Genomic DNA, 24598 nt, shown 5'->3' on the forward strand with positions numbered 1-24598 from the left:
GAGTTATGAAGGAATGAGTCTTAATCTGGCATGGAATAATGAACAACAGGATAAAGAAATTACAGAACCGATAATTGCAATGCTGGAACAGTTGCTGAATCTCGCCGGAGAAGCGGAAGGTGTTGCAGACGGGGAAGTGGCTCTGACTTTTGTGAACGATGAGCAGATCCATGAGTTGAACCGTGATTATCGCGGCATTGACCGTCCTACGGATGTACTGTCTTTTGCGATGAACGAAACGGTTGATGAAGAGCTCGATATTATCTATGAGCTGGACGAAGATGAAGAAATGGAAGAAATGCCGGATGTTCTTGGAGACATCATCATTTCCGTACCACGGACCATCCTGCAAAGTGAAGAGTATGGACACTCATTTGAACGTGAACTTGGTTTTCTGTTTGTCCATGGTTTCTTGCACTTGCTCGGATACGACCATCAGGATGAAGCAAGTGAGGCTGAGATGATGGGCAAACAAGAAGCGGTATTGGCCCAGGCCGGGTTGACACGATAATGAAAAGGCGCTCCTGGGGTCTGGTATTCCGCAATGCTGCGGAAGGAATCGCATATGGGTTGCGGACTCAGCGTAATGTGAGAGTTCACACGGGAGTGGCTATTTTGATGTGTGTAGCCGGCTTTTTTTTCAGAATCTCAAGAACGGATTGGATGTTTGTGCTGACCGCTGTCTTTTTGGTCCTGGTGACTGAATTGATGAACACGGCTGTAGAGGCAGCGGTTGACTTGGCACACCCCCATATCCATCCGCTGGCAAAAGCGGCAAAGGATACCGCGGCCGGTGCAGTTCTTCTGGCTGCGGTATTCGCCGTCATCATCGGTTGTATCGTTTTCATTAAGCCGGTGATGAGCTGGCTAGGTTTGTACTGATTTCGTTTTGATTTTAATACTACACAACTTTATAAAGTTAGACCTTGTTTAAGTTGAACTTGTAGACGTTACACGATAACGAAGAGGACAGAAATAAACCTGTAGAAGCGAAGCGTTCGCCTTTATCCCCGGATTTTCCCTTATTAAAAGGGATCGAAAAAATCTGGGGGTAACAGCGATCGAAGGGTTATTCTGGAATCGGAGTGGCTAGTGTAAAATTGGCTTTGGTTGAACTTAATTCGTAGGTACTAACTTTATATTGCACCCTAAGGGAGAGAATAATGATGGATAACGGTTTGTTAATGCAAGAAGCAATTAAGGCACGTACGAAGGCGTATACGCCTTACTCCCATTTTGGTGTAGGCGCGGCTTTGCTTGACAGTGAAGGTCATGTGCATCATGGTTGTAATATTGAGAATGCTGCGTATACACCAGGTAATTGTGCTGAGCGTACAGCGATGTTCAGTGCCATTGCAGGTGGGCAGAAGCCTCGTAGCTTCAAAGCGATTGCCATTGTGGGCGACACGGATGGTCCGATTGCTCCATGCGGTGTATGTCGACAGGTGATGTACGAACTGTGTGAACCGGATATGAAAGTTATCTTGGGGAACATGAAAGGTGATCTGCAAGAGACCACCGTTGCTGAACTGTTACCTTGGGCTTTTGGGCCTTCTGATCTGAATTCTGCCAAAAAATAAACCAATATTCCAGGCCTAGGCGCCTGAGGAGGAACATATGAAAAAACAAGCATTTAAATCCGGTTTTGTAGCTATTATTGGACGTCCAAACGTAGGTAAATCCACACTGATGAACCAGGTGATCGGACAGAAAATTGCGATTATGTCGGACAAGCCACAAACCACACGTAATAAAATTCATGGTGTGTATACATCCGAACATCAGCAAATCGTATTCCTGGACACGCCGGGGATTCACAAACGTCAATCCAAACTTGGCGATTACATGAACCAGACTGCTCTGAACACACTTGGAGAAGTAGAAGCAGCGCTGTTCCTGATTGATGCATCGGAAGGCATGGGTGGCGGTGACCGTTATATTGCGGAACAGTTGAAAAATATTCGTACGCCTGTCATTCTTGTCATGAATAAAATTGACAAAATTGAGCCGGAAGCGCTGCTGCCCCTTATTGAGGAGTATCGCAAACTGCATGATTTCGCTGAAATCGTGCCTGTATCTGCCATGCTCGGCAGCAATGTAAGCACACTATTGGAACAACTCGGCAAGTATTTGCCAGAAGGTCCGCAGTACTATCCTGATGACCAGGTTACTGACCATCCGGAGCAATTTGTATGCGCAGAGTTGATCCGCGAGAAAATTTTGCAGATGACTCGTGAAGAAGTGCCACACTCCATTGCTGTAACGATTGAGGATATGAAAGTACAAGATAACGGTGTCGTTTATATCTCAGCCGTCATTTTTGTGGAACGGGATTCGCAAAAAGGGATCATTATCGGGAAGCAGGGTGCCCTTCTGAAAGAAGTAGGTAAACGAGCTCGACACGATATTCAGAACTTGCTTGGCTCCAAAATTTTCATGGACCTGTGGGTTAAAGTGAAAAAAGACTGGAGAAATCAGGATAGAGTTCTGCGTGACCTTGGCTTTGGCCGCGACTGATCGTCGGAATTGTATCCAGTAATTGCAACACATAGTTTACCTTGCAAGACTCCATCCTATTTGGTAGATGCAGACGTCATTTCCGAAGAGAGGATGAAATTCCGATGCGAGATTTTTCGTGGAAGGTTTTTGCAATGACGGGGGATGTAGAGTCCTATTTGTTATATACCGAGGCGTGTAACTCGTTAGGACAGGAGTCGGATAATGCAAGGGAAGTGATTGAAGATGAAGAAGCCGAAGGATAACTGGCTGATTCGAGAATGGTTAGGTGACGAGGCATGCTATACAGGGTGGAAGGGATTGTCATCCGCAGCATGGACTACGGCGAAGGGAACAAAATCATTACGCTTTGCACCGAAAGCGGCGGGAAAGTAGGGGTACTCGTCCGCGGTGCCAAAAAGCCCAAGAGCCGACATGCTGCACTGGTGCAGCCGTTTACGTATGGTCAATATGTATATTTTCGCAATACAGGTCTAGGCACACTGAACGCTGGAGAAATTGTTGAATCTTATCATGAGTTGCGTGAAGATCTGGTCAAGGCCTCATATGCTTCTTATGCGTGTGAACTATTGGATCGGGTGCTTCAGGATGAAGAGACAGGTACATTTTGGTTCAAACAGTTAAAGGCGTGTTTGCAGGCCTTGAAGGAAGAGAAAGATCCGGTTGTTATTACAAGTCTGTACGAAATGAAAATATTACAGGCATCCGGATATGGTCCACAGTTCGATGAGTGCATCTCCTGCAACCAGGAGCGACCAGATGAGCAGTTGTTCATAAGTCCCAGACTTGGTGGCGTCTTGTGTCGAGCATGCAAACATTTCGATCCTCCAGCGATGTCCGTAAGTCCAAAGGCTCTGAAGTTGTTGCGTTTGTTCGCGCAGTTGGATCTGCAGCGCTTGGGGAATATATCAGTGAGTGAGTCTACCCGTGATGAGATCAAAAAGTTGATGCGTGCTTTTATGGATCATCAGCTTGGTCTGAATCTTAAATCCCGTTCTTTCCTCGATCAGATGGAGAAGTACGGGATTTGAGGCGTTTTGGTGGAAGTGAAACTATATCTTGACTTCATACTAGATTTTATATATTATGAAATATAATTTCTCTTTATGAGACATGCATTGAACGAGAAAGTAAAAGACTGGATTTATTGCATTTATGGAGACAAGTCTTTGTATAACACTTGGTAATCATGAATGAGCGAGCCGGGGATGGTGGGAGCCTGGCTGAATCGGTCTTTGAAACGGCACTCGGGAGCATGAATGGACACGGAAAAGTGGGCTGGAACGAACAGGATCATTCTGTTTGATCTAAGCCAAGTAGGGTGGAACCGCGGGAATAGCTCTCGTCCCTACGTCTGTACAACAGGCGTAGGACGGGGGCTATTTATTGTTGTCTTCACCGTCCTAAGCTTGCTAACAAACCATTGAAAAGGAGCATGATTATGAATTTTCAGCAGATGATTCTAACGCTGCAACAATTCTGGGCCGAGCATAACTGTATTATTGTCCAGCCATACGATACGGAAAAAGGGGCAGGTACGATGAACCCGATGACCTTTTTGCGCTCGCTTGGACCCGAACCTTGGAAAGTAGCCTATGTGGAGCCTTCCCGTCGTCCTTCGGACGGACGTTATGGTGAGAACCCTAACCGGCTGTACCAGCATCATCAGTTCCAGGTAATCATCAAGCCTTCACCGGACAATATTCAGGAAATTTACCTGGAAAGTCTAAAGCGTCTGGGCATTGATCCGCTCAAACATGATATTCGGTTTGTTGAAGATAACTGGGAGAATCCTTCCCTTGGTTGTGCAGGTCTTGGTTGGGAAGTATGGTTGGACGGAATGGAAATTACACAATTTACGTATTTCCAACAGGTTGGTGGGATCGAGACAAATCCGGTAGCTGTTGAAATTACGTATGGTATGGAGCGTTTGGCTTCTTACATTCAAGATAAAGAGAATGTGTTTGATCTGGAATGGGTGGAAGGTATCACTTATGGCGATGTATTCCGTCAGCCAGAATTCGAACACTCTAAATATACGTTTGAAGTATCTGATGTCAAAATGCTGTTTACACTCTTCAACATGCATGAAGAAGAAGCAAACAAGGCCATGGCGCAGCATCTGGTATTCCCGGCATATGACTATGTGCTGAAATGTTCCCACACATTCAACTTGTTGGATGCACGTGGAGCTATCAGTGTAACGGAACGTACGGGTTACATCACACGTGTCCGTAATCTGGCTCGCCAAGTCGCTGCAACATATATGGAAGAGCGTGAGAAGCTAGGCTTCCCGCTGATCAAGAAAGGGGGAGCCGAGCATGTCTAAGGATCTGTTGTTTGAAATCGGGCTGGAAGAAGTACCTGCACGCTTTATGCGCGCAGCAATCGCGCAGCTGCAAGAGCGTGTCGTGAAATGGCTTGACGCATCCCGCATTGCTTATGGTGAAGTGAATGCATATGCTACACCGCGCCGTCTGGCTGTTTTGATTCAAAATGTGGCTGAAAAACAGGAAGATATCGAGGAAGAAGTGAAAGGTCCTTCACGCAAAATTGCCCTGGACGACAGTGGCAATTGGAGCAAGGCTGCACTCGGATTCGCCCGCAGTCAAGGTGTTGAACCCGACCAGTTTACGTTCAAGGAACTGAACGGTGTCGAATATATCTATGCAACGAAGAGCAGCAAAGGTGTGGAAACGGCTTCTGTGGTTGGCGAAGGATTACTTTCTGTATTACATGCCATGACGTTCCCGAAATTCATGCGTTGGGCTTCCTATGATTTCAAATTTGTACGTCCAATCCGCTGGATTGTGGCTATGCTCGGCAGTGATGTTATCGATCTGGAAGTGACAGGGGTTAAATCGGGTAATGTAACTCGCGGACATCGTTTCCTCGGTAAGGAGGCTGTGATCTCCACTCCGTCTTCATACGTGGAAGTGTTGCGTGCAGAACATGTCATTGCTGATATCCAGGAACGTGAACAGATGATTGTATCCCAGATTCAGGCACTGGCTGCTGAGAAAAAATGGGATATCGCGATTAAGGAAGACTTGCTGGAGGAAGTCCTGTTCCTGGTGGAAACACCTACCGTATTGTTCGGGACATTTGACTCCTCATTCTTGAATATTCCACAAGAAGTATTGATTACTTCCATGCGTGAACATCAGCGTTATTTCCCTGTACTGGACAATGAAGGACAATTGTTGCCATTCTTCGTGACGGTACGTAACGGTGGAAGTGATTCACTGGACGTTATTGCCAAAGGGAATGAGAAAGTACTGCGTGCACGTCTATCTGATGCCAAGTTCTTCTATGAGGAAGACCAGAAGTTACAGATTAAGGATGCATTGTCGAAGCTCGAAAGTATCGTCTTCCAGGAAGAGCTGGGAACGGTTGGAGATAAAGTACGCCGTATTCGCAAAATTGCCGATGGAATTGCTGCAAAACTGCAAGTATCCGGTGATGTTGCCGAATCCGTTAGCCGCTCAGCAGATATCTGCAAATTCGATCTGGTGACACAGATGGTGGGGGAATTCCCAGAACTGCAAGGTGTGATGGGTGAGGATTACGCTCGTAAAGCGGGCGAAAAAGAAGAAGTGGCTAAAGCGGTATTTGAACACTATCAGCCACGTTTCGCTGGAGATCAATCCCCTGCTTCTCTTGTTGGTGCCATTGTGAGTGCAGCGGACAAAATGGATACAATCGTGGGGTGTTTCTCCATCAACATTATTCCAACGGGTTCTCAGGATCCGTACGCGCTGCGCCGTCAGGCTGCAGGTATTGTACAGATTTTGTTGGATCACAAGCTTCCGCTGACATTGTCAGACGTGTTCGGAGTAGCACTTCAGGTACATGCCCAGATGAACCTGTTGAAACGTGCAGATGAAGAGGTTCGTAAAGATCTGCAAGACTTCTTTGGTCTTCGTGTGAAAAAATTGTTGTCCGAAACCGTTCGCTACGACGTAGTGGATGCCGTGATTTCTTCTGGATTTGATGATATCAGTGCTGTGGTTCCAAAAGGTGAAGCGTTGATGGCGGCTGTTCTGACAGGAGACGCATTCAAAACAACGGTTGAATCGTTCAACCGTGTGGGTAATCTGGCTGCCAAAGCATCCAATGCTTCTGTACATCCAGAATTGTTCACAGAAGATGGAGAGCGTCAGCTACACGAGTCATGGAGCAGAACGAATGCAGAATATCGTGAGGCGTTAGCTCAGCATCAGGCTGCTGAAGCGCTGGCTATTGCTTCTGCTTGGAAAGATGGTATTACCTCATTCTTCGATTCGGTCATGGTTATGGCTGAAGATGAGGCTGTCCGTGCGAATCGTCTTGCCTTGCTCGCGGCTATTGATCGTGACTTGAAAGGATTTGCTGATTTTTCCAAGTTGGTTTGGTAATTGGACGTATTTCATGAGTTCTTTTCCACAGACTTTGCGCAAAGCTAAAATTCAGTATTAAAGAAGGATATATGAGGGTATAAATATACGGAACGGGTTGTGAAATGTATTTTTTACAACCGCTCCGTATTTTAGCCTTTGATTTCCCTTGTTGTGCCAGAAGGATTTTGCCTGGCCGGGGTCGTATATAACAATATGCAGCTATTTTATGAAACCGGGTGGTCTGGGTTTGAGTGAGTTAAATATACGTCACATTGTTGTGGATGGTGATGCTTGCCCGGTCAAAACCGAGATTGCGCAAACCGCTCGCCTTTTCAACATCCCCGTATTGTTAGTCTCTTCATTTGATCATTTGCTTCAAGGAGGAGAAGGGGTACGAACCGTGCAAGTGGATCGCAGTGATCAGAGCGCAGACCTGTATATTGCTAATCATATTAAGCCATATGATGTGGTTATCACTCAGGACTATGGACTTGCGGCACTTGCGCTCGGCAAACGTTGTTATGTTTTATCCTTTCGTGGTCGTGAGTTCAACGATCGTGACATTGATTTCATGTTGGATTCTCGTCATACTGCGGCCAAAGCACGAAAAAGAGGCCATTACGGGAAAGGCCCAAAGCCTTTCACAGAGCAGGATCGAGAAATGTTTCAACATAAACTGACAAAACTTTTAAAAGATTTGCAGGAGAATGTGTAAGTTTATCGAATTATATTTACGTGTTGAAGAGATGAAGGTGGCCAGAGATGAGTACCGGACAAGGCGGTATACCCGAAAGTATTATTGAATCGGTGTTACAGCAGAATGATATTGTCGATACGGTGAGCCGATTTGTGCATCTGACCAAACAGGGGAAGTATATGAAAGGCCTCTGTCCTTTTCATTCCGAGAAGACGCCTTCGTTCACCGTTACACCTGAGAAACAAATTTTCTACTGCTACGGTTGCGGCACGGGTGGAAATGCCATCAAATTCAGGATGGAAATCGAAGGGTTATCCTTTCCCGAGGCTGTCAAAACGATGGCGGAAGAAAGTCACATCTCTATGGGGGACTGGCAAGGGCGTGAATCTGCTCATGTGAATCCGGAGACTGAACGTCTGTTGGAGGCTTATGAGCTTACCGCGAAGCTGTATCATTTTTTGTTGAAAAATACAGAGCACGGCAAGTCAGCCATGGAGTATTTACGCTCAAGAGGTTTTGGCGACAAGTTAATCGACCAGTTCCAGATTGGTTTCGCACCAAATCGTTGGGACACATTGGTACAATTTCTCGAGAAACGTAACTATCCGCTCGAAGAGATGGAAAAGGGTGGACTTCTGTCACCGCGAAATGAAGGTCAGGGATATGTGGATCGATTCCGAGACCGGATTATGTTCCCGATTAATGGCAGGAGCGGTAAGCCGATTGCATTTGCAGGACGCATATTGGGAGATGGGCAACCGAAGTATCTAAATTCACCGGAAACCCGGTTATTTAACAAAAGCCGTGTTCTCTATAATCTGCATCATGCCAAAAATGCAATTCGCAAACAAAGACAAGCCATTTTGTTCGAGGGATATGGTGATGTCATCTCCGCATGGGATCAGGATATCCAGAATGGTGTAGCGGCAATGGGTACTGCGCTAACGGAGAATCAGGCGCTGATGCTCAAAGGAATGTGCGACGAAGTCATCATATGTTATGACGGCGACAGAGCAGGACAGGCTGCTGCACTCAAAAACTTCCCCATTCTGGAGGAAGCTGGATTGCAGGTCAAAGTGGCTCTCATACCCGAGGGACTTGACCCGGATGATTTTATCCGGAAGCATGGTGGTGAACGGTTCCGAAACCAGATTGTGGATGGTGCCGTGACAACTACAAAATTTAAACTTATAAACTTGAAAAAAAGCCATATACTGCTAGAGGGTGGCGGACAAATCGCCTATTCGAAAGAAGCAGTAAAATTGATTGCACCCTTACCTTCTCCAACAGAAAGGGAAGTGTATCTTCGTGAACTGGCTGCAGAAGTGGACGTATCCTTCGAAACATTGAAGCAGGAGTGTAATGAAGAACGGGAGGCAATGAAAAATAACCTCCAGTACGGGGATAATAACCCGAAAAGGTGGAATAATGGTAGGCAACAAAATAGGCAGGTGCCTACACCGAATCTGTTGCCGGCTTATCACGCTGCCGAACGCAAACTGATTGCCTGGATGTTGCAGGATGATGAGGCTGCCCAGTACGTGAATGAGCATCTTGGTGAAGCTTTTAACTTGGATGATCATGCAGCTATTGCTGCTTATCTATATGCCTACTATGCGCAAGGCAAACCGTCGGATACAAGCCGTTTTATGTCTTCACTGCATGACGATCGCTTGGAAAAAACGGTCAGTTCAATCTCGATGATGGATGGTCCAGGTGAATGGAGTATTCAAATGCTCGATGATTGCATCAGGGAAGTGCTGAAGTATCCGCGTAAAAAAGAGTACGATTTGAAAAAAGAAGAAATGATTGCTGCAGAGCGGGCAGGTGATTCTGTACGCGCGGCACAGATTGCAATTGAAATGATTGCCCTAGAGAGACAGTGAACGTCTGAGGATTAGATGTTTCTAGGGAGGAGGGAGTCGAGTTATGGCGAATGATCAGCATACTGAACTAGAAACAGAATTGACACTGGATCAGGTTAAAGATCAATTGATTGAATCAGGTAAGAAAAGAGCTTCGCTGAATTACAAGGAAATTATAGAGAAACTCTCTCCTTTTGAGCAGGATGCAGAGCAAATGGATGAGTTCTATGAGCAACTGAGCGATCTGGGTATCGATGTAGTGAATGAAAATGATGAAGAGGTTACACTTCGTCCTAGTGAAGATTCCGAGAACAACACCAGAGAGGGAGAGGACGAATTCCACTTTGATGATGATCTGAGCTTGCCGCCAGGTATCAAAATCAATGACCCTGTCCGTATGTACCTCAAGGAAATTGGTCGTGTGCCACTGTTGTCGGCAGATGATGAAGTACAACTGGCTAAACGTATTGAGAACGGGGATGAAGAAGCCAAGCGTCGTTTGGCTGAAGCGAACCTTCGACTTGTAGTCAGTATCGCCAAGCGTTACGTTGGACGTGGAATGTTGTTCCTTGATTTGATTCAGGAAGGTAATATGGGTCTGATCAAAGCGGTTGAGAAGTTCGACCATAAAAAAGGATACAAGTTCAGTACGTATGCTACATGGTGGATTCGCCAAGCGATCACTCGTGCTATTGCTGACCAGGCGCGTACAATTCGTATCCCTGTGCACATGGTGGAGACGATTAATAAGCTGATCCGGGTATCCCGTCAGCTGTTGCAGGAACTTGGGCGTGAACCGACACCAGAAGAAATCGCTGCTGAGATGGATCTGAGTGTAGAGAAAGTTCGTGAAATTACGAAGATTGCACAGGAACCGGTTTCTCTGGAAACACCGATTGGTGAGGAAGATGATTCCCATCTGGGTGACTTCATTGAGGATCAGGAAGCACTTGCTCCGGCGGATGCTGCTGCGTATGAGTTGCTGAAAGAACAGCTCGAAGATGTATTGGATACACTGACTGAACGTGAAGAGAACGTGCTTCGTCTACGTTTTGGTCTGGACGATGGACGGACGAGAACGCTGGAGGAAGTTGGCAAGGTATTTGGTGTTACGCGTGAGCGTATTCGTCAGATCGAAGCCAAGGCTCTTCGTAAATTGCGTCACCCGAGCCGTAGTAAACGACTCAAGGATTTCCTCGAATAATCGAACTATGGGAGACTTTCCGCAAGACGCTTTAGCGGCGGCGGGGTCTCCTTTATTTTTAATTAAACGTCTTGATTTCTTGGTTTTGGAAATTCATCCTTGAAATGTTTTATTGGATTTTATTTTATCGCTTTTCCTTGTTCAATGCAAATCAATAAATTAAATGAATGGTGTAGGTGCTTCATGAAACTTTCGAATCGATTACAGCGAATACATGATCAAATTCCCGATGGCAGCCGCATGGCTGATATCGGTTCAGACCACGCGTTGCTGCCAGTAGCCGCAATCCGCAGTGGGAAAGCTGCAAGTGCAGTAGCCGGGGAAGTCAATCCTGGTCCTTATGATGCTGCATGCAAACAAGTCAGTGATGCTGGCCTGAAAGAAAAAATAACGGTACGCCGTGGAGACGGATTGGATGTAATCTCTGCAGGAGAAGTGGATGTCATCACCATTGCAGGCATGGGGGGTGCCCTGATTGCCTCTATTTTGGACCGAGGTATATCCAAACTGGAAGGAGTCCAGTTACTTATTTTGCAACCAAATGTGGGAGAGGATATCCTCAGACGCTGGTTATTGGAGCATCACTGGGTGGTTGTAGCAGAACAGTTGCTCGAAGAAGATGGCAAGATCTATGAAATTATAACGGCGATGCCACAATCCGTAAGCCCGATTGCAAATGTAGAGGTGTATCGTGCACGTCCGCTTCAAGGCGGGGCAGAATTAACGGAAGATTTGCTGCTGCGGATGGGGCCATATTTGGTGGATCGTCCAACGGATGTATTCTTTGCCAAATGGGAAAGTGAGATCATCAAACTGCAAGGGGTTGTAAACTCGATCTCCAAATCCGATCAGGATTCTTCCCGGGACAAGGCGACTGAGGTAGAGCGTCTTATCGCAAACTTGAAGGAGGTTTTGGCATGTTTGCCAAAGGTCAAACTGTAATTCAACTGATGGAGCAACTCGCTCCCAAACATCTGGCTGTACCGGATGACCGCATTGGTCTCCAGCTCGGCAGTTTGCAAAAAGAAATCAGTCACGTGTTAGTAGCTTTGGATGTGACGGATGAAGTGGTGGACGAAGCGATTCGCGTCGGAGCCAACCTGATTATCGCTCATCACGCCATCATTTTCCGTCCGGTTAAGTCACTGAGTACAGATACACCTATGGGTAAATTGTATGAAAAGCTGATTAAGCATGATATTGCTGTCTATATCAGTCATACGAACCTGGATGTGGCCGAGGGTGGTATGAATGACTGGATGGCCGAGGCACTTGGCATCGAGAGTAAAGAATCGCTGGAAGATGTACACACAGATCATCTGTACAAGCTGGCGGTGTTTGTGCCTCGTACCCATCATGAACAGGTTCTTCAGGCCATTCTGGAAGCCGGAGCGGGGAGTATCGGTCAATACAACAAGTGCAGCTTTAACACGGAAGGTACAGGAACGTTTGTACCTGGAGAAGGGACTCAACCGTTTATCGGTACCCAAGGGCAGATGGAACGTGTGGAAGAAATGCGGATTGAGACCATCGTACCCCAAAGTCTGAGAAGTAAGGTCGTTCAGGCGATGCTTAAAGCTCATCCGTATGAGGAAGTGGCCTACGACCTCTATGCAATGGATTTAAAGGGCCGTACGCTCGGTCTGGGACGCTTGGGACCCCTTAAGGAACCTAAGACATTAGGTGAGCTCGTGGAGGTTGTGAAGACTCAATTCAATGTGCCTCATGTGCGTGTAGTAGGAGATCTGAACAAGCAGATCAAAAAAGCAGCAGTTCTTGGCGGTTCTGGCAGCCGTTATGCGCTCACTGCCCGCTTCAAAGGTGCGGATGTTATTGTGACCGGAGATATTGATTATCACACGGCTCATGATGCGTTAATGGCAGGTATGTGTATCATTGACCCGGGACATAATTCCGAGAAGATTATGAAACCAAAAACAGCGGATTGGCTTCGTTCCCGTTTGGAAGAAAAACGATATGATACACAAGTTACGGCTTCTGAGGTAAATACGGAAGTATTCCAGTTTATCTAAAAAGACCGTTGATGTGCAGCTTCCAGTAATATTAAGCTTGTCTGTGAACCTAAATGCCTGTATACTATGTAATGTTGTTCGGAAAGCTTGACAGACAATCGCTGGTGGCCTTTGTTGCCACGAGAGGAAAGTCCGGGCTCCACAGGGCAGGATGCTGGATAACGTCCAGTCAGCGCGAGTTGAAGGATAGTGCCACAGAAATGGACCGCCGATGGCCGGATTTTCCGGCACAGGCAAGGATGGAACCGAGGTGTAAGAGACCCCGAGGAACGCTGGTGACTTCGTTCCTGGTAAACCCCATCTGGAGCAAGACCTAATGGGACACAGCCACCTCTTCGGAGGAGGCAACCTTAGCCCGAGGTGTGTCTAGGTTGGTCGCTTGAGCTATGCAGCAATGTATGGCCTAGATAGATGATTGTCGCTTCTGGTGGGAGGGTAGTTCCCGTATGAACCACGAAGAGCACAGAACCCGGCTTACGGTAAGCTTTCCTAACTGCAACAACAACACCATAGCAATACAATGTCGTCCACCTATCAGTCGAGGACAATTCGTATGAATCATCCGATGGCCTGACTGATCAGAAGGACCTATGAACATCTAAAAAAACATAACTCCTGTTGATAACAGGTTCTATAAAAATAAGGCGGCAGTTCCGAGGTTCTCGGGCCTGCCGCCTTATTTTTATTTCTCATATCAAGTTAATAACCTTCATACGCTAATGGAATAGTCAAACGTTTATGACAGTTCATTACAGTGTAACAACACTGTCCGATGTTAAGGAAGCATGCCAGCGTTGGATGGCGCGATCCATTCTTTCCACGGCTTCCGGAAGAAGCTCAGGGTCCGTATGAGTAAAGTTGATTCGCATGCGGTTTAACTCTGGTGTACCTGCATAGAAGGAATCACCAGGGACAATGCACACTTTCTCCTGGATACCATAAGTGAACAGATTGCTTGCCAGCATGCCTTCAGGCAGTTGCAGCCACAAGAACATGCCACCTTGAGGTGAATTCCACGAGATGCCTTCCCAAGCTTTGGCTGCCATAAGAGTCGTCAGTGTTTTCATGCGTTGTTCGTAATCCTCTGAAATATGGCGGATATGCGCATCCAGATCGAAAGATTCAAGCAGTGCATGAAGCGCTCTTTGGTCAATGCTGCTGGAATGCAAGTCGGCACCTTGTTTGGCTCGTGCTGCCATTTTCACAATATCGGGAGCAGCCAGTATCCAGCCCGTACGAAGGCCAGGTGCTACCGTTTTGGAGAATGTACTGGTGTAAATAACATTGGAAGGGCCATCATAGGATACTGCATCCAGTTCTGCGAGAGCAGGGACATCCAATTGCTCCGGATTGAACCGAATTTCACCATAGGGATCATCTTCCAGAATGAGTACACCATACTTGCGGCACAGATCCACAGCCTGCTGTCTTCTTTCTCGTGACCACACTTTTCCCGTAGGATTGGAGAACGTGGGATTAATGTAGACAAGTTTTGGACGATGCAACTGGAGCTGTTCCTCCAGAGATTCAGGCAACATGCCGTGATCATCACAGGCTACGCCGTGAGATTCAGCCTGATAGGAATGAATGACTTGCAGAGCAGCGAGGTAGGTTGGTGATTCAACCAATACGCGGTCACCCGGGTCGAGAAGGATGCGGCAAACCAAATCAATGGATTGCTGTGAACCCGTAGTGAGAAGCATGTGATCGGGTGAAGCGGGAATGCCCTTGGATTCAAGACGTTCGGCGATTTTGGCGCGAAGAGGACGGTAACCCTCAGTCTCCGCATATTGAAGAGCGGCTGCTCCGCTCATAAATACTTTTTCATATGCAACGCGGATGGCTTCCAGCGGGAATGAAGTCTGGGCGGGTAATCCACCGGCTAGTGAGATCATTCCAGGTGCCTGAGCGGCCTGGAGCATGTCGCGAACGACAGAGGACGGGGTGTTTTGTGCCATTTTGGACCAAGGGATACTCATGTTATTCTCATCTCCTGTTATTCACTGTTATACTGATATTATAAACTATAATAGACGGACTACACTATAACAGTAAAATGAAGATCATAACAGTTGGGGGAGCACATATGCATATTGAATTAAAGCGGGGAAGCAGTACCAAATTGTATGTGCAGATTGCACTAACGATTGCCGATCGCATCCGATCAGGACTCATTGAACCCGGAACCCGACTTCCATCTGTTCGTAAAATGACCGCGGATTTGGGTGTCAGCCTGGTCACTGTATCCAAAGCGTATGCTGAACTTGAAGCGATTCAATTGATCACCTGCTCCCAGGGGAAAGGTTGTTATGTGAGAGGTACATTGAACGTGGATCAGATGGAGGATGTGGACCGAACACAGCGAAACAATGCCAGCAGTGAATCCGGTACGTCATGGAATTGGCAGATGGCACTGGTGGATTATTTACCGCGAGCGCAGCTCTGGAGACATTTTGATACGTCACCTCAAGTTCGGTATGAACTTCATATGTCAGCGATTCAGCCTGAACTGTTGCCTACACGAGAGATTATCGACAGCGCCTACCGACTCTCCTCTGATCATACAGAGCGTATGGCAGCTTACGGATCTTTTCAGGGGGATCGGGAGCTTAGGCAGATCTTTGCCGAACATTTTGCCGAGCGTGGACTACAGGCTGCACCTGAACGCATGTTAATTACAAGTGGTGCACAGCAGGGGATCGATCTTGTGGCACGAACTTTTGTCGGACCTGGGGATGTTGTATACATGGAGGCACCAAGCTATACCGGAGCCATTGATGTATTTACGAGTAGAGGGGCGAAGATCATTACGGTCCCGATGGATGACGAAGGCATGCGTATTGATCTGTTGACCCGGTTATGTGATACCTATCCGCCCAAGCTGATCTATACGATCCCGACCTATCACAATCCAACAGGTATCACGATGAGTGCAAGAAGACGAGCACAACTTCTGAATCTCGCGCAAAGCTACCACTGCCTCATTCTGGAGGATGATCCGTTTGCAGATCTTTATTTTCGGGACCCTCCCCCGGCTTCCATTAAATCGATGGATGGGACAGGTCATGTCGTATATATCAAAAGCTTCAGCAAGGTGCTGTCTCCCGGTTGCCGTATAGCCTGCGCCATCGCAGAGGGAAGTGTATTGACCCGGCTTGTGGCTGCGAAATCTACGGCGGATTTGGGGAGTCCGCTGCTTACACAAAAGGCATTGCAATCTTTTATTCAGAATCAGTACGGTGCCTATGTATCCCGATTGAGGGATGAATTGTATTCTCGCTTGTGCGCAGCATCTGAAGTGCTGGAAGAGCATGCTACTACGGGAATGCAATGGCGCTTGCCCGAGGGAGGACTCAATCTGTGGCTCCAACTTCCGAGTAACTTGGATATGCGTGAGTTGCATCATCAGTCACTTGCTGCAGGGGTCTCTTTCCTCCCGGGTTCCGCCTGTTATGTAGGGGAGATGGATACACCGAGTCTGCGTATCTGCTTCACTGTAACAAACGTTGAGCTTTTGTGTGAAGGACTTCGTGTACTGTGCCAAGTCATTGACAGAGTAACACCTGGGCAGGGGGGGACAGTGGCGGACAGGCTACCGCTCATATAATTTTTCGGACTATGGACATACATCCAATCCACTTTCGACCTGTTGCAATAGGTTATAGTATCACCAGAAAGGGAGTTGGTTTTGAAATGAACCATTACTGTCCACCGCTTTGCCCGATTGTCTGTGACCCGATCCAAGTTGTTGAGGATTATTACATCCCACAAATCGTGCCTGTAATCCACCCGATTGAAGTGATCAAAAAACATCACTGTGTTCCGATTCATCACCACATGTATCCTGTTGTTGTCAAAGAAGAAGACCCTTGTTATGTATCCAGCCATAATCCGAAGAAAAAATCCGTGAAAAAATCAAGTAAAGCCCGCACATCTTCACGCAAGCGCTAATTGCAGCGGGTGCCCCGGGGAATTGGATATAAACCAAAAGAGCAGCATACGCCCCGGGGCGCAGCTGCTTTTGTATTTTTTACAGATTATCCTCAATACGCTTACTGCGTATACTTTTTCATCGTATTATCCATTTGTTGTCTGACATGTTGCGGCCAGAACTGCAAAGGAGCGCTGTTGCCTGATGCGGCTTGCAGTGCCTTATAGACATCGATTTGGCCATAGCCGAAATACTTGTCGTGACCCGGATCACCGAGGTCAATAACACTTTGGCGCATCAAATCCATCACTTCCGTGTTGGTCAAGTCCGGGTTCAACGAACGAATCAAACCTGCAAGTGCGGCTACATGAGGGCTAGCCATGGACGTTCCAGACAAGGCCGCATACTGATTGTTTGGATAGGTACTGGCGATACTGGACCCGGGAGCCATCACATCTACATAATCCCCATAGTTGGAGTAGGAAGCTTTGCTCATATCCGGGTCCGTAGCAGATACGGCAAATACTTCCGGATAAGCAGCAGGGTATCCTGGACGCTCTGTATTATCATTCCCCGTGGCTGCAATCAGGACGATATCCCGGTCAAAAGCGTATTTAATGGCATCATGAAGAAATTGCGCATCAGCATAATTGCCCAGACTCATGTTGATAACTTTGGCTCCATGATCGGCTGCCCAGATGATGCCTTCGGCAACGGCATACGTGGTACCAGAACCCGAGTTGTCGAGTACTTTAACCGGTAGTACCTTGTTATACCAGCTCATTCCTGCCACGCCTTCATTATTGTTGACAGTAGCGCCGATAATGCCTGCGACGTGTGTCCCATGTCCCACATCATCCATCGGTTGGCTTCCCGGCTCGACCACATTATAACCCTCAAGGAGCTTGCCCTTCAGGTCAGGATGATTCATATCAACCCCCGTGTCGACCACCGCAACGATGACATCTTTGTTTCCCTTGGTAATATTCCAACCTCTGTTTGTCTCAATCGCAGGCAGGTTCCACTGGTAATCAGAGAACAAAATGTCATTGGGTATCGTTACATCTGTTTGTTCAGTTACAGTATCATTGGTTAAATACATATAGTGGGGTTCCATATAGAGTGGATTCCATTTGCTTTCGAAATAACTATGCAATTGTTTGTAACTCATGTGTTCTGACCGAAAAACATACGTGTATCCCAGCTTGCGCGCAGATTGCGCTCTCAGATCGGATTTAATGATACGCATATCCCGTTCACCGGGATCTTGGCGAAAACGGATGACGATTTCATTTTCGTAAAAATGACTGGCATTTGCATTATCATGTCCGGTCTTCACTGTGATTTCGTTAAGCGTATCCGGGTGAACAGACTCAATTTTGAATTTACCCTCACGCGGATAAGGGATCATGCGAAGATTTTTGCGCTGATGTTGTTCAACAGCATTTAATACGTTCTGGCTGAACAAGGCAATCACAGCTCTTTTTCCATCTTTGGAGGGTTGCCCCATAACAAAATATTTTTCCTTACCCAAAGGAAAAGAAGAGGATTCAAAACTTTGACGTTTGTTTACCGCTTTTTTGGCAAGGTTGAGCGAATGTTGAAGCTTCTGTTGTTCCAACTTGCTTCCTTGTGAGGTGGCTTGATCAAAGGGCTTGTCAAAAGAGCCATTGGTATTCATGAGATGAATGGATCTGATATGTTCATGTGAACTTTGGAGATCATTCACATATCGGCTAACCTGCGCAGAATTCATTGTGGCGGTTTTCTCCAGCATGATACTGAGATGTTGCTTTGCATCCATACGGGTCAGAAGATCGGTTGCTTTGACATCCTGCACTTTCAGACGCTTCTTACTCGTGTGCTCTTCATGAGCAGAGTTGGACAGGGCACTTGGTTTAGGTTCGGGACGATTGGATGTTGGAAGCAAGAGTGTCAGGGCGAGTGCTCCTGCACCAGCTGCAAGGGCCCAGTTAATCCATTTCGGTCTGGACATGGTGGATGGAACCTCCTTCGTTCATTTTGGACAATCATTAACAGTGCTTCATCGTTGTCACTGGTTATATCTATCGTTAGAAAAAGCGGATATTTTTATGCAGGCGAGTTCGAGTCTGACTGCGTATAATAGGCATGTTTAGCGGCAGAAGCGGAAAGCATGATTAAGGGATACCGCTCGTCATCTTTTTATGGTAGGATTATAGCTGAGAATTCAAAGGTCAGGGGAAAACCACCGTTGGCCGACCTATATGTAAGGACTTATTTAAGGGGGAGCTACCTTTATGTCAGCAGCCAATGTACAGAAAACATGTGAGTCAACTAGGGAAAAGTTAAAACCGGCTATCGATCGGATTGAAAAATTTTTGAATGAGAATGCTTTGCCTGAACTGGATCAGAATCAGACGGAAGAATCAACAGCCTTCTACAAAGGATTTCTTTCAGATCTCCGTCATTTGCTCGTTTTTTCTGAAGTTTCTTACGAAAAACTTGGCGTTGTGCTGCGTCGTGCCAACTTTGATGTCGATTTTGCCGAAAAGGCTCTTTATAATACGTATCACCAATGCGTAAACAGCTTTTTCTATCCCAAAAATGAATGTTATTCCGAAGACGGAAGATACGCTTACACAGGACAAGATGCCATTCGTTTCCGTGACAAGCCAATCCGTGCAGTACGGGATGTTATTCTGGAGGTTTCCAAAACGTACGAAGAATTGCGCGATGATCTGGCATATTATGAAAGTGATTACCTGACTCAGCGCCGTATGCAAAATCAACGGAATCACGCCTAATTAACGTTTAAACCTTAATATGAAATTGGACGAAACCGCCCTTGTGGCGGTTTTTTTGTGTTTTTAGTGAGAATCAAAACGAGGTGTGATCATGTCATCATCTGGCATTTTGACGGGGAATATCAGGTTTGTGGCGGGGAGACAATAGTAGTCGAGGTGATAAAAAATGAGCCAAGACAAACCAATTGTCAAATGCAGCGTCTCCAACTGCAACTTTTGGGGAGAGAACAATTTCTGCCACGCTGATGCCATCATGATTGACATTGACCAACATGCCACCCGTCGTCTGCATGAGGAATTTGCCGGTGAGACATTTGACTCCGATCACCATGATCACGCACGCACATCCTCTGCAACATGCTGTCACACGTTCAAACCCAAGTGAGCAGTCATCCCTATTCATAACGGAGGTGCTTCCAAATGAAAAATGACGATAATAAGTTTAATTTTCAAGATCGCCCTGAAACCAAGGGTGACGGTGAAAAACAGCGTATGCGTGTCGATTATCCAAGAAAAGTACATCGCGAAGAATACGGGGCAGAGGTCGCTCCTCCGACTGTCGTAAGAACTGGAGGTACCGAACGGGCGGAGCCTGTACCTGAGAAACATGAGGCAGACCGGGTCATGGAATCAACAGGCAAAGTCGCGGGTTACATGGGACTTGCCTTCGGGATCGCATCTTTGTTCATGTGGTCAATCGTACTTGGACCAGCCGCAGCCGTACTGGGTTACTATGCATATGTGAATGGTCGTAAGACAGCGGGAGCTTGGTCCATTGGACTGGGTATTGTAGCCACGCTGAGTTATTTTTTCATGATTCCATTCGCTCGCTAACGTGTAAAATGATTCATTCAAAAGCCTTCTGTTCTCACCCAAATGTGGTGAATTACAGAAGGTTTTTTTCGTATATGCGCAGGTTAGGTGGGAAGATTCATATATTTTTTTGAAAACAATGGAACCTTGCTGTAAAACGATGTAGAATAAGGTCATAATACGCTTAATTATACGGGAGTGGGTATAACTCATGCAGATTGATCCAAGCGGATCGCGGCAGTTGTTGGAACTGCAATTGTCCAATGTGAAAAACCAAACCAGTGGATCACAATCGGATGCTGGTTCAACAGTGGATTTCGCCAATGTGATGGACGGGCTGTTAGGTACGGGTGCCAATTCGACGAGCAATACAGATTCCACCGCTACGGTCTCCAAAAGATCCAGTGATGGTTTGTTGTGGCTGCAACTCGGAAGCACGTACAATCCGGATATAAATACGGCAGGATCGTCCTCTGTCTCCAATAACATTGTTGAGTCTTTATTATCTTCATCCAATACAGGAATCGTGGATTCCGGTGCATCCGTACCTACGGATTTTGAATCATTGATTGCGGAAGCAAGTGCGAAATATGGTGTGCCTGAATCATTGATTAAAGCCGTCATTGACACAGAGTCCAATTTTAACCCAAATGTTGTGTCCTCTGCCGGAGCCAAGGGGCTCATGCAATTAATGGATGGCACGGCTGCAGGGCTGGGTGTGAGTAATTCATTTGATCCTGCCCAGAACATTGATGCGGGTACGAAGTATCTTTCCCTTCAGCTCCAGCGTTTCGGTGGAGAAGTGAAGATGGCGCTTGCTGCATATAATGCAGGACCAGGCCGTGTTTCACGTCTGGGTGTGTCGAGTGATAGCGAACTGATGAGTGTACTTAACCGTCTGCCTTCCGAAACTCAGAATTATATCTCCAAGGTGGAGAAGGCACAGTCGAAATATGTGATCTAAACTCATAGATAGACATTTCGCGATAACATTGATAGGCAGGACAAGATCAAATGTGGGAGCAGTAGCGCTTGAAACACCTGTTCCCGGTTGGTCTTTTTGTGTTGTACGGGTATCGTGTTACAATGCTCACTGTAGGTTCATGAACGAAGAGATAAGGGAGGTCTAACCTCATTTGAAATATTTTGATTATGCTGCAACCACTCCTCCCCATCCGGATGTAATTCGTACGATGGCCGAAATTATGGAGACACAATTCGGTAATCCGTCCTCCATCCATGGGTATGGAGAGCGTGCCGATCAGTTGCTGCGTCGTGCTCGATCCGGCTGTGCTGCGGCAATCGGCGTTAAGCCTGAAGAGATTGTATTTACTTCTGGTGCGACCGAGAGTAATAATCTCGCGATAAAAGGTGCGGCATTACGTTATCAGTCACGAGGCAGACACATCATCACTACGGCTACCGAGCATGCCTCGGTGTACGAAAGTTTTATGCAATTGCAGCAGTGGGGATGGGAAGTGACATTAGTTCCTGTGAATTCCGATGGAGTAGTGAACGCTCAGAAGGTTGTAGACGCGATCAGGCCCGACACGGTGCTTGTGAGTCTGATGCATGTAAACAATGAAACAGGAGCCATCCATCCGATTGCAGAGATCGGCAAACAGCTCAAAAAGAAAGCACCACGCGTGCTTTTCCATGTAGATGGTGTTCAGGGTTTTGGGAAAATGGAGGCGACACCTGCTGCTTGGGGTGCAGATCTGTACAGTTTGTCTGCTCACAAGATTCGTGGACCGAAGGGAGCAGGTCTCCTATATGTGCGAAGTGGGGTGGAGCTTACGCCACTATTGTCAGGAGGATCACAGGAACAAGGCCTAAGAGCAGGCACCGAAAACGTGGCCTTGCTGGTAGGCATGGCAAAGGCTATGCGGATGGCGGCAGAAGATCAGGGTGATTTTGCCCGGCGTACAACGGTGCTCCGTGATCGACTGATGGCAACGATACGAGTTATTCCTGAATTTGAATTGAACAGTCGCACAGAGGGTGCACCTCATATTGTGCACTTCTCCTATCCCGGGATGAAGGCAGAAGTGGCGCTGCACACCTTGGAGCAACTTGGCGTAACCATATCGACCCAATCTGCCTGTTCTTCGCGTTCGGCTGAACCGAGTCGGGCTCTACTTGCGATGGGCAGAGATGCAGCTTGTGCTGGTGGCGGATTGCGTATTAGTCTTGGAGATGAACATACAGAAGAAGATGTAGCCTTTCTTGAACAGGCTTTACATCAGATGGTGGCGCAGTTGCGGCCCCTCGAAAGGCGGATGTAATGGATATGAAATATGATATGCTGCTTCTCCGTTTCGGAGAGTTTATGTTAAAAGGGAAAAATCGTGCCCGATTTGAAAAAACGATCATTACACAGGTGAAAGCTCTGCTTAAACCTTATCCAGGTGCGAGCCTTCGCAAAGAATATGGCCGTGTCTATGTGGATCTTGGCGGTGAATCACATACTGAACTGATTAAGGTGCTGAAGCGGGTATTTGGTGTGATGTCGATTAGTCCGGTTAAAGTTACTCCATCAGAGCTTGATGAGATTGTAAAAACAGCAGTTGCGTTTATGGACGAAAGGGAAGACGAATTCAAAGAAGGCACCACATTTAAGGTAAATGTAAGGCGGGTATGGAAGGAGTTCCCGAACTCTTCCCATGAAATGAACCATTTGGTCGGTTCCCCTATCCTTCGGAAGTTCCAGCAATTGAGTGTTGATGTTCGCCAACCTGATATTGAGCTGCGAGTGGAAATTCGGGATCAGGGCACCTATATTTTCAACGAAACCATTCCGGCAGTAGGTGGGTTTCCGCTGGGCACAAATGGCAAAGCAATGGTACTGCTATCAGGTGGAATAGACAGCCCGGTTGCAGCCTGGTCTTCCATGCGCCGTGGACTTGAAGTGGAATGTGTACATTTTTACAGTTATCCGTTCACAAGCCAGCGTGCCAAAGAAAAAGTCATTGATTTGGCGCGTGCCCTTGCCGATCATGCAGGAACAATCAAGCTGCATCTGGTTCCATTTACAGAGATTCAAACGGCATTTACCCAGCTGGGTCAGGATAATCTGATTATTACGCTGATGCGACGTTCAATGCTGCGAATTGCATCCAAACTTGCCGAGCGTGAGCGGGCACTCGCGCTGATTACCGGGGATAGCTTGGGCCAAGTAGCGAGTCAGACTCTTCCAAGTATGAATGTCATTGGTCGTGCGACGGATCTGCCACTGTTGCGACCACTGGTTATGATGGATAAACAGGAGATCATTACCCTGTCCAAACAGATCGGAACGTATGACATATCTATTTTGCCATATGAGGATTGCTGTACTCTCTTTGTGCCAAAGTCACCTTCAACCAATCCAAATCTTCGAATTGTGGATAAAATAGAATCAACAATGAGCCATCTGACAGAATGGGTGGATCAGGCGGTGGAACAAACTGAAACGATCACACTGCACGCCGGTGAAACTTCTGTGGTAACGAATCCGACAGAAGACAATGGTATGAAGGATGACTGGTTCTAAACTAAATAAAATTAGCATGGCTGACATAATAAGGGCTATGTTAACTGCAAAAAAGGACTGTCCGATGAAATATCGTTCAGTCCTTTGCTGTATTCAGATGAAATTTTTAGTTTAAATTAGCCTACGAATAGGAGCGTTGCTGTTCCCCGCCAGATCCCTTGTGGCTGGAACTGCTGGAGCGTTTGCGATAACCTGCAAAGACTACACCTGCAATAACCACAACGATGAAGAGAATGCGCAATGCCGGATGCTCAGTAAAGTAAGGCAAAAGTCGCTGTTCCTCAGTGATCATATTGGAAGCCGTATACCCGAGAACAATGGCTCCGACATAGATGATCCAAGGAAAGTGATTAATTAGCTTGATAAACAGGGTACTTCCCCAGACGATAATAGGTACACTAATCAGGAGTCCAAGGATGACAAGCACGAGATGCTGCTGCGCAGCTCCAGCAACTGCAATCACGTTATCTAATCCCATGGCTGCATCCGCAATCACGATGGTACGAATAGCGGTCCACAAGGAAGTTCCCGCCTGAACATCATTGTGTTCATCTCCCTGATCCGCCAATAATTTATAGGCAATCCAGATCAGAAGTATGCCTCCCACAAGCAAGAGCCACGGAACTTTAAGCAACCATAAAACAACAACTGTTGCTAAAATTCGAATCAAAAGTGCACCGCCAGTTCCATATAGAATCGCCTTTTTCTGCACGGAAGGGTGCAAATTTCGAGCTGCGAGACCAATGACGATGGCATTATCCCCAGCCAGAATTAGATCAATAAAGACAACGTTCAGCAAAGCCAGCCAGAATGTGGGACTAAATAGCTCCATGAGATATGT

General features: G+C 46.8%; 25 protein-coding genes and 1 other RNA gene. 23 read left to right on the top strand and 3 right to left on the bottom strand.

What is annotated here, in order from left to right; translation table 11 throughout:
• The first annotated feature begins 13 nt into the window (after positions 1-13).
• The 15 genes from ybeY (at position 14) to rnpB (ending at position 13187) form a co-directional block, all read left to right on the top strand.
• Entirely contained in the window at positions 14-511 is a 498-nt protein-coding gene (gene ybeY, locus FE296_RS10845) for an rRNA maturation RNase YbeY (protein ID WP_124115981.1), read from the top strand.
• Complete coding sequence (locus FE296_RS10850) at positions 511-882, top strand: diacylglycerol kinase family protein (RefSeq protein ID WP_017687246.1); 372 nt, start codon at positions 511-513, stop codon at positions 880-882. Before ybeY ends, FE296_RS10850 begins: the two co-directional genes overlap by 1 nt.
• 284 nt (positions 883-1166) lie before the next feature.
• Positions 1167-1580, top strand: a complete 414-nt coding sequence (locus FE296_RS10855; protein ID WP_076211616.1) for a cytidine deaminase — start codon at positions 1167-1169, stop codon at positions 1578-1580.
• A gap of 37 nt (positions 1581-1617) precedes the next feature.
• The gene (gene era, locus FE296_RS10860) at positions 1618-2517 is read left to right on the top strand and encodes a GTPase Era (protein ID WP_062835494.1); all 900 of its coding nucleotides are present in this window, start codon (positions 1618-1620) and stop codon (positions 2515-2517) included.
• Between the two features lie 104 nt (positions 2518-2621).
• Positions 2622-2762 (top strand): YqzL family protein, encoded by a 141-nt coding sequence (locus FE296_RS10865; RefSeq protein WP_074095877.1) that lies wholly within the window; start codon positions 2622-2624, stop codon positions 2760-2762.
• A 33-nt stretch (positions 2763-2795) separates the two neighbouring features.
• Positions 2796-3548: a DNA repair protein RecO gene (recO, locus tag FE296_RS10870; RefSeq protein WP_047843778.1), complete on the top strand. Its 753-nt coding sequence runs from the start codon at positions 2796-2798 to the stop codon at positions 3546-3548.
• A 149-nt stretch (positions 3549-3697) separates the two neighbouring features.
• Entirely contained in the window at positions 3698-3823 is a 126-nt protein-coding gene (locus FE296_RS33725) for a hypothetical protein (RefSeq protein WP_263364157.1), read from the top strand.
• 135 nt (positions 3824-3958) lie between these two features.
• Positions 3959-4846 carry a glycine--tRNA ligase subunit alpha gene (gene glyQ / locus FE296_RS10875; protein ID WP_017687252.1) on the top strand — a complete coding sequence of 296 codons (888 nt, stop codon included), beginning with the start codon at positions 3959-3961 and terminating at the stop codon, positions 4844-4846.
• Positions 4839-6914 carry a glycine--tRNA ligase subunit beta gene (gene glyS / locus FE296_RS10880; RefSeq protein WP_150364955.1) on the top strand — a complete coding sequence of 692 codons (2076 nt, stop codon included), beginning with the start codon at positions 4839-4841 and terminating at the stop codon, positions 6912-6914. The genes glyQ and glyS overlap by 8 nt, the downstream gene beginning before the upstream one ends.
• Positions 6915-7122: 208 nt before the next feature.
• Positions 7123-7611: a YaiI/YqxD family protein gene (locus FE296_RS10885; protein ID WP_047843776.1), complete on the top strand. Its 489-nt coding sequence runs from the start codon at positions 7123-7125 to the stop codon at positions 7609-7611.
• A 47-nt stretch (positions 7612-7658) separates the two neighbouring features.
• Complete coding sequence (gene dnaG / locus FE296_RS10890; RefSeq protein ID WP_124115984.1) at positions 7659-9479, top strand: DNA primase; 1821 nt, start codon at positions 7659-7661, stop codon at positions 9477-9479.
• 43 nt (positions 9480-9522) lie between these two features.
• Positions 9523-10662 carry an RNA polymerase sigma factor RpoD gene (rpoD, locus tag FE296_RS10895; RefSeq protein ID WP_062835490.1) on the top strand — a complete coding sequence of 380 codons (1140 nt, stop codon included), beginning with the start codon at positions 9523-9525 and terminating at the stop codon, positions 10660-10662.
• 183 nt (positions 10663-10845) lie between these two features.
• The gene (locus FE296_RS10900) at positions 10846-11604 is read left to right on the top strand and encodes a tRNA (adenine(22)-N(1))-methyltransferase (RefSeq protein ID WP_124115985.1); all 759 of its coding nucleotides are present in this window, start codon (positions 10846-10848) and stop codon (positions 11602-11604) included.
• Complete coding sequence (locus FE296_RS10905) at positions 11580-12695, top strand: Nif3-like dinuclear metal center hexameric protein (protein WP_150364956.1); 1116 nt, start codon at positions 11580-11582, stop codon at positions 12693-12695. The genes FE296_RS10900 and FE296_RS10905 overlap by 25 nt, the downstream gene beginning before the upstream one ends.
• Positions 12696-12777: 82 nt before the next feature.
• An RNA gene (gene rnpB, locus FE296_RS10910) (RNase P RNA component class A) lies at positions 12778-13187 on the top strand.
• A 257-nt stretch (positions 13188-13444) separates the two neighbouring features.
• On the opposite strand, the gene FE296_RS10915 is transcribed toward rnpB, so the two are convergent.
• Entirely contained in the window at positions 13445-14674 is a 1230-nt protein-coding gene (locus FE296_RS10915; protein ID WP_036615022.1) for an aminotransferase-like domain-containing protein, read from the bottom strand.
• Positions 14675-14781: 107 nt separating this feature from the next.
• Here FE296_RS10915 and pdxR point away from each other — a divergent pair, with 107 nt between their 5' ends.
• Together pdxR and FE296_RS10925 are read left to right on the top strand one after the other, a co-directional pair.
• Positions 14782-16302 (top strand): MocR-like pyridoxine biosynthesis transcription factor PdxR, encoded by a 1521-nt coding sequence (gene pdxR, locus FE296_RS10920; RefSeq protein WP_150364957.1) that lies wholly within the window; start codon positions 14782-14784, stop codon positions 16300-16302.
• An 86-nt stretch (positions 16303-16388) separates the two neighbouring features.
• The gene (locus FE296_RS10925; protein ID WP_076211601.1) at positions 16389-16646 is read left to right on the top strand and encodes a hypothetical protein; all 258 of its coding nucleotides are present in this window, start codon (positions 16389-16391) and stop codon (positions 16644-16646) included.
• Positions 16647-16747: 101 nt separating this feature from the next.
• Here the strand turns inward: FE296_RS10925 and FE296_RS10930 are convergent, their stop codons facing one another.
• Entirely contained in the window at positions 16748-18622 is a 1875-nt protein-coding gene (locus FE296_RS10930) for a S8 family peptidase (protein WP_124115988.1), read from the bottom strand.
• A gap of 283 nt (positions 18623-18905) precedes the next feature.
• Here FE296_RS10930 and FE296_RS10935 point away from each other — a divergent pair, with 283 nt between their 5' ends.
• The 6 genes from FE296_RS10935 to thiI all read left to right on the top strand — a co-directional run bounded on the left by FE296_RS10935 (position 18906) and on the right by thiI (position 23757).
• Positions 18906-19412, top strand: coding sequence for a YpuI family protein (locus FE296_RS10935; RefSeq protein WP_062835484.1), 507 nt, complete (start codon positions 18906-18908; stop codon positions 19410-19412).
• Between the two features lie 166 nt (positions 19413-19578).
• Positions 19579-19797 carry a DUF1540 domain-containing protein gene (locus FE296_RS10940; protein ID WP_074095869.1) on the top strand — a complete coding sequence of 73 codons (219 nt, stop codon included), beginning with the start codon at positions 19579-19581 and terminating at the stop codon, positions 19795-19797.
• Between the two features lie 35 nt (positions 19798-19832).
• On the top strand, positions 19833-20246 hold the full coding sequence (locus tag FE296_RS10945; RefSeq protein WP_124115989.1) for a hypothetical protein: 414 nt from the start codon (positions 19833-19835) through the stop codon (positions 20244-20246).
• 190 nt (positions 20247-20436) lie between these two features.
• Positions 20437-21189: a lytic transglycosylase domain-containing protein gene (locus tag FE296_RS10950; RefSeq protein WP_124115990.1), complete on the top strand. Its 753-nt coding sequence runs from the start codon at positions 20437-20439 to the stop codon at positions 21187-21189.
• A gap of 172 nt (positions 21190-21361) precedes the next feature.
• Positions 21362-22510 carry a cysteine desulfurase family protein gene (locus tag FE296_RS10955; protein WP_150364958.1) on the top strand — a complete coding sequence of 383 codons (1149 nt, stop codon included), beginning with the start codon at positions 21362-21364 and terminating at the stop codon, positions 22508-22510.
• A 5-nt stretch (positions 22511-22515) separates the two neighbouring features.
• Positions 22516-23757 (top strand): tRNA uracil 4-sulfurtransferase ThiI, encoded by a 1242-nt coding sequence (gene thiI, locus FE296_RS10960; RefSeq protein WP_150365006.1) that lies wholly within the window; start codon positions 22516-22518, stop codon positions 23755-23757.
• A 121-nt stretch (positions 23758-23878) separates the two neighbouring features.
• On the opposite strand, the gene FE296_RS10965 is transcribed toward thiI, so the two are convergent.
• Positions 23879-24589, bottom strand: coding sequence for a TerC family protein (locus FE296_RS10965; RefSeq protein WP_047843768.1), 711 nt, complete (start codon positions 24587-24589; stop codon positions 23879-23881).
• Positions 24590-24598 lie beyond the last annotated feature (9 nt).

It is taken from the genome of Paenibacillus sp. UASWS1643 (assembly GCF_008693195.1).
GTDB classification, from domain to species: domain Bacteria; phylum Bacillota; class Bacilli; order Paenibacillales; family Paenibacillaceae; genus Paenibacillus; species Paenibacillus amylolyticus_B.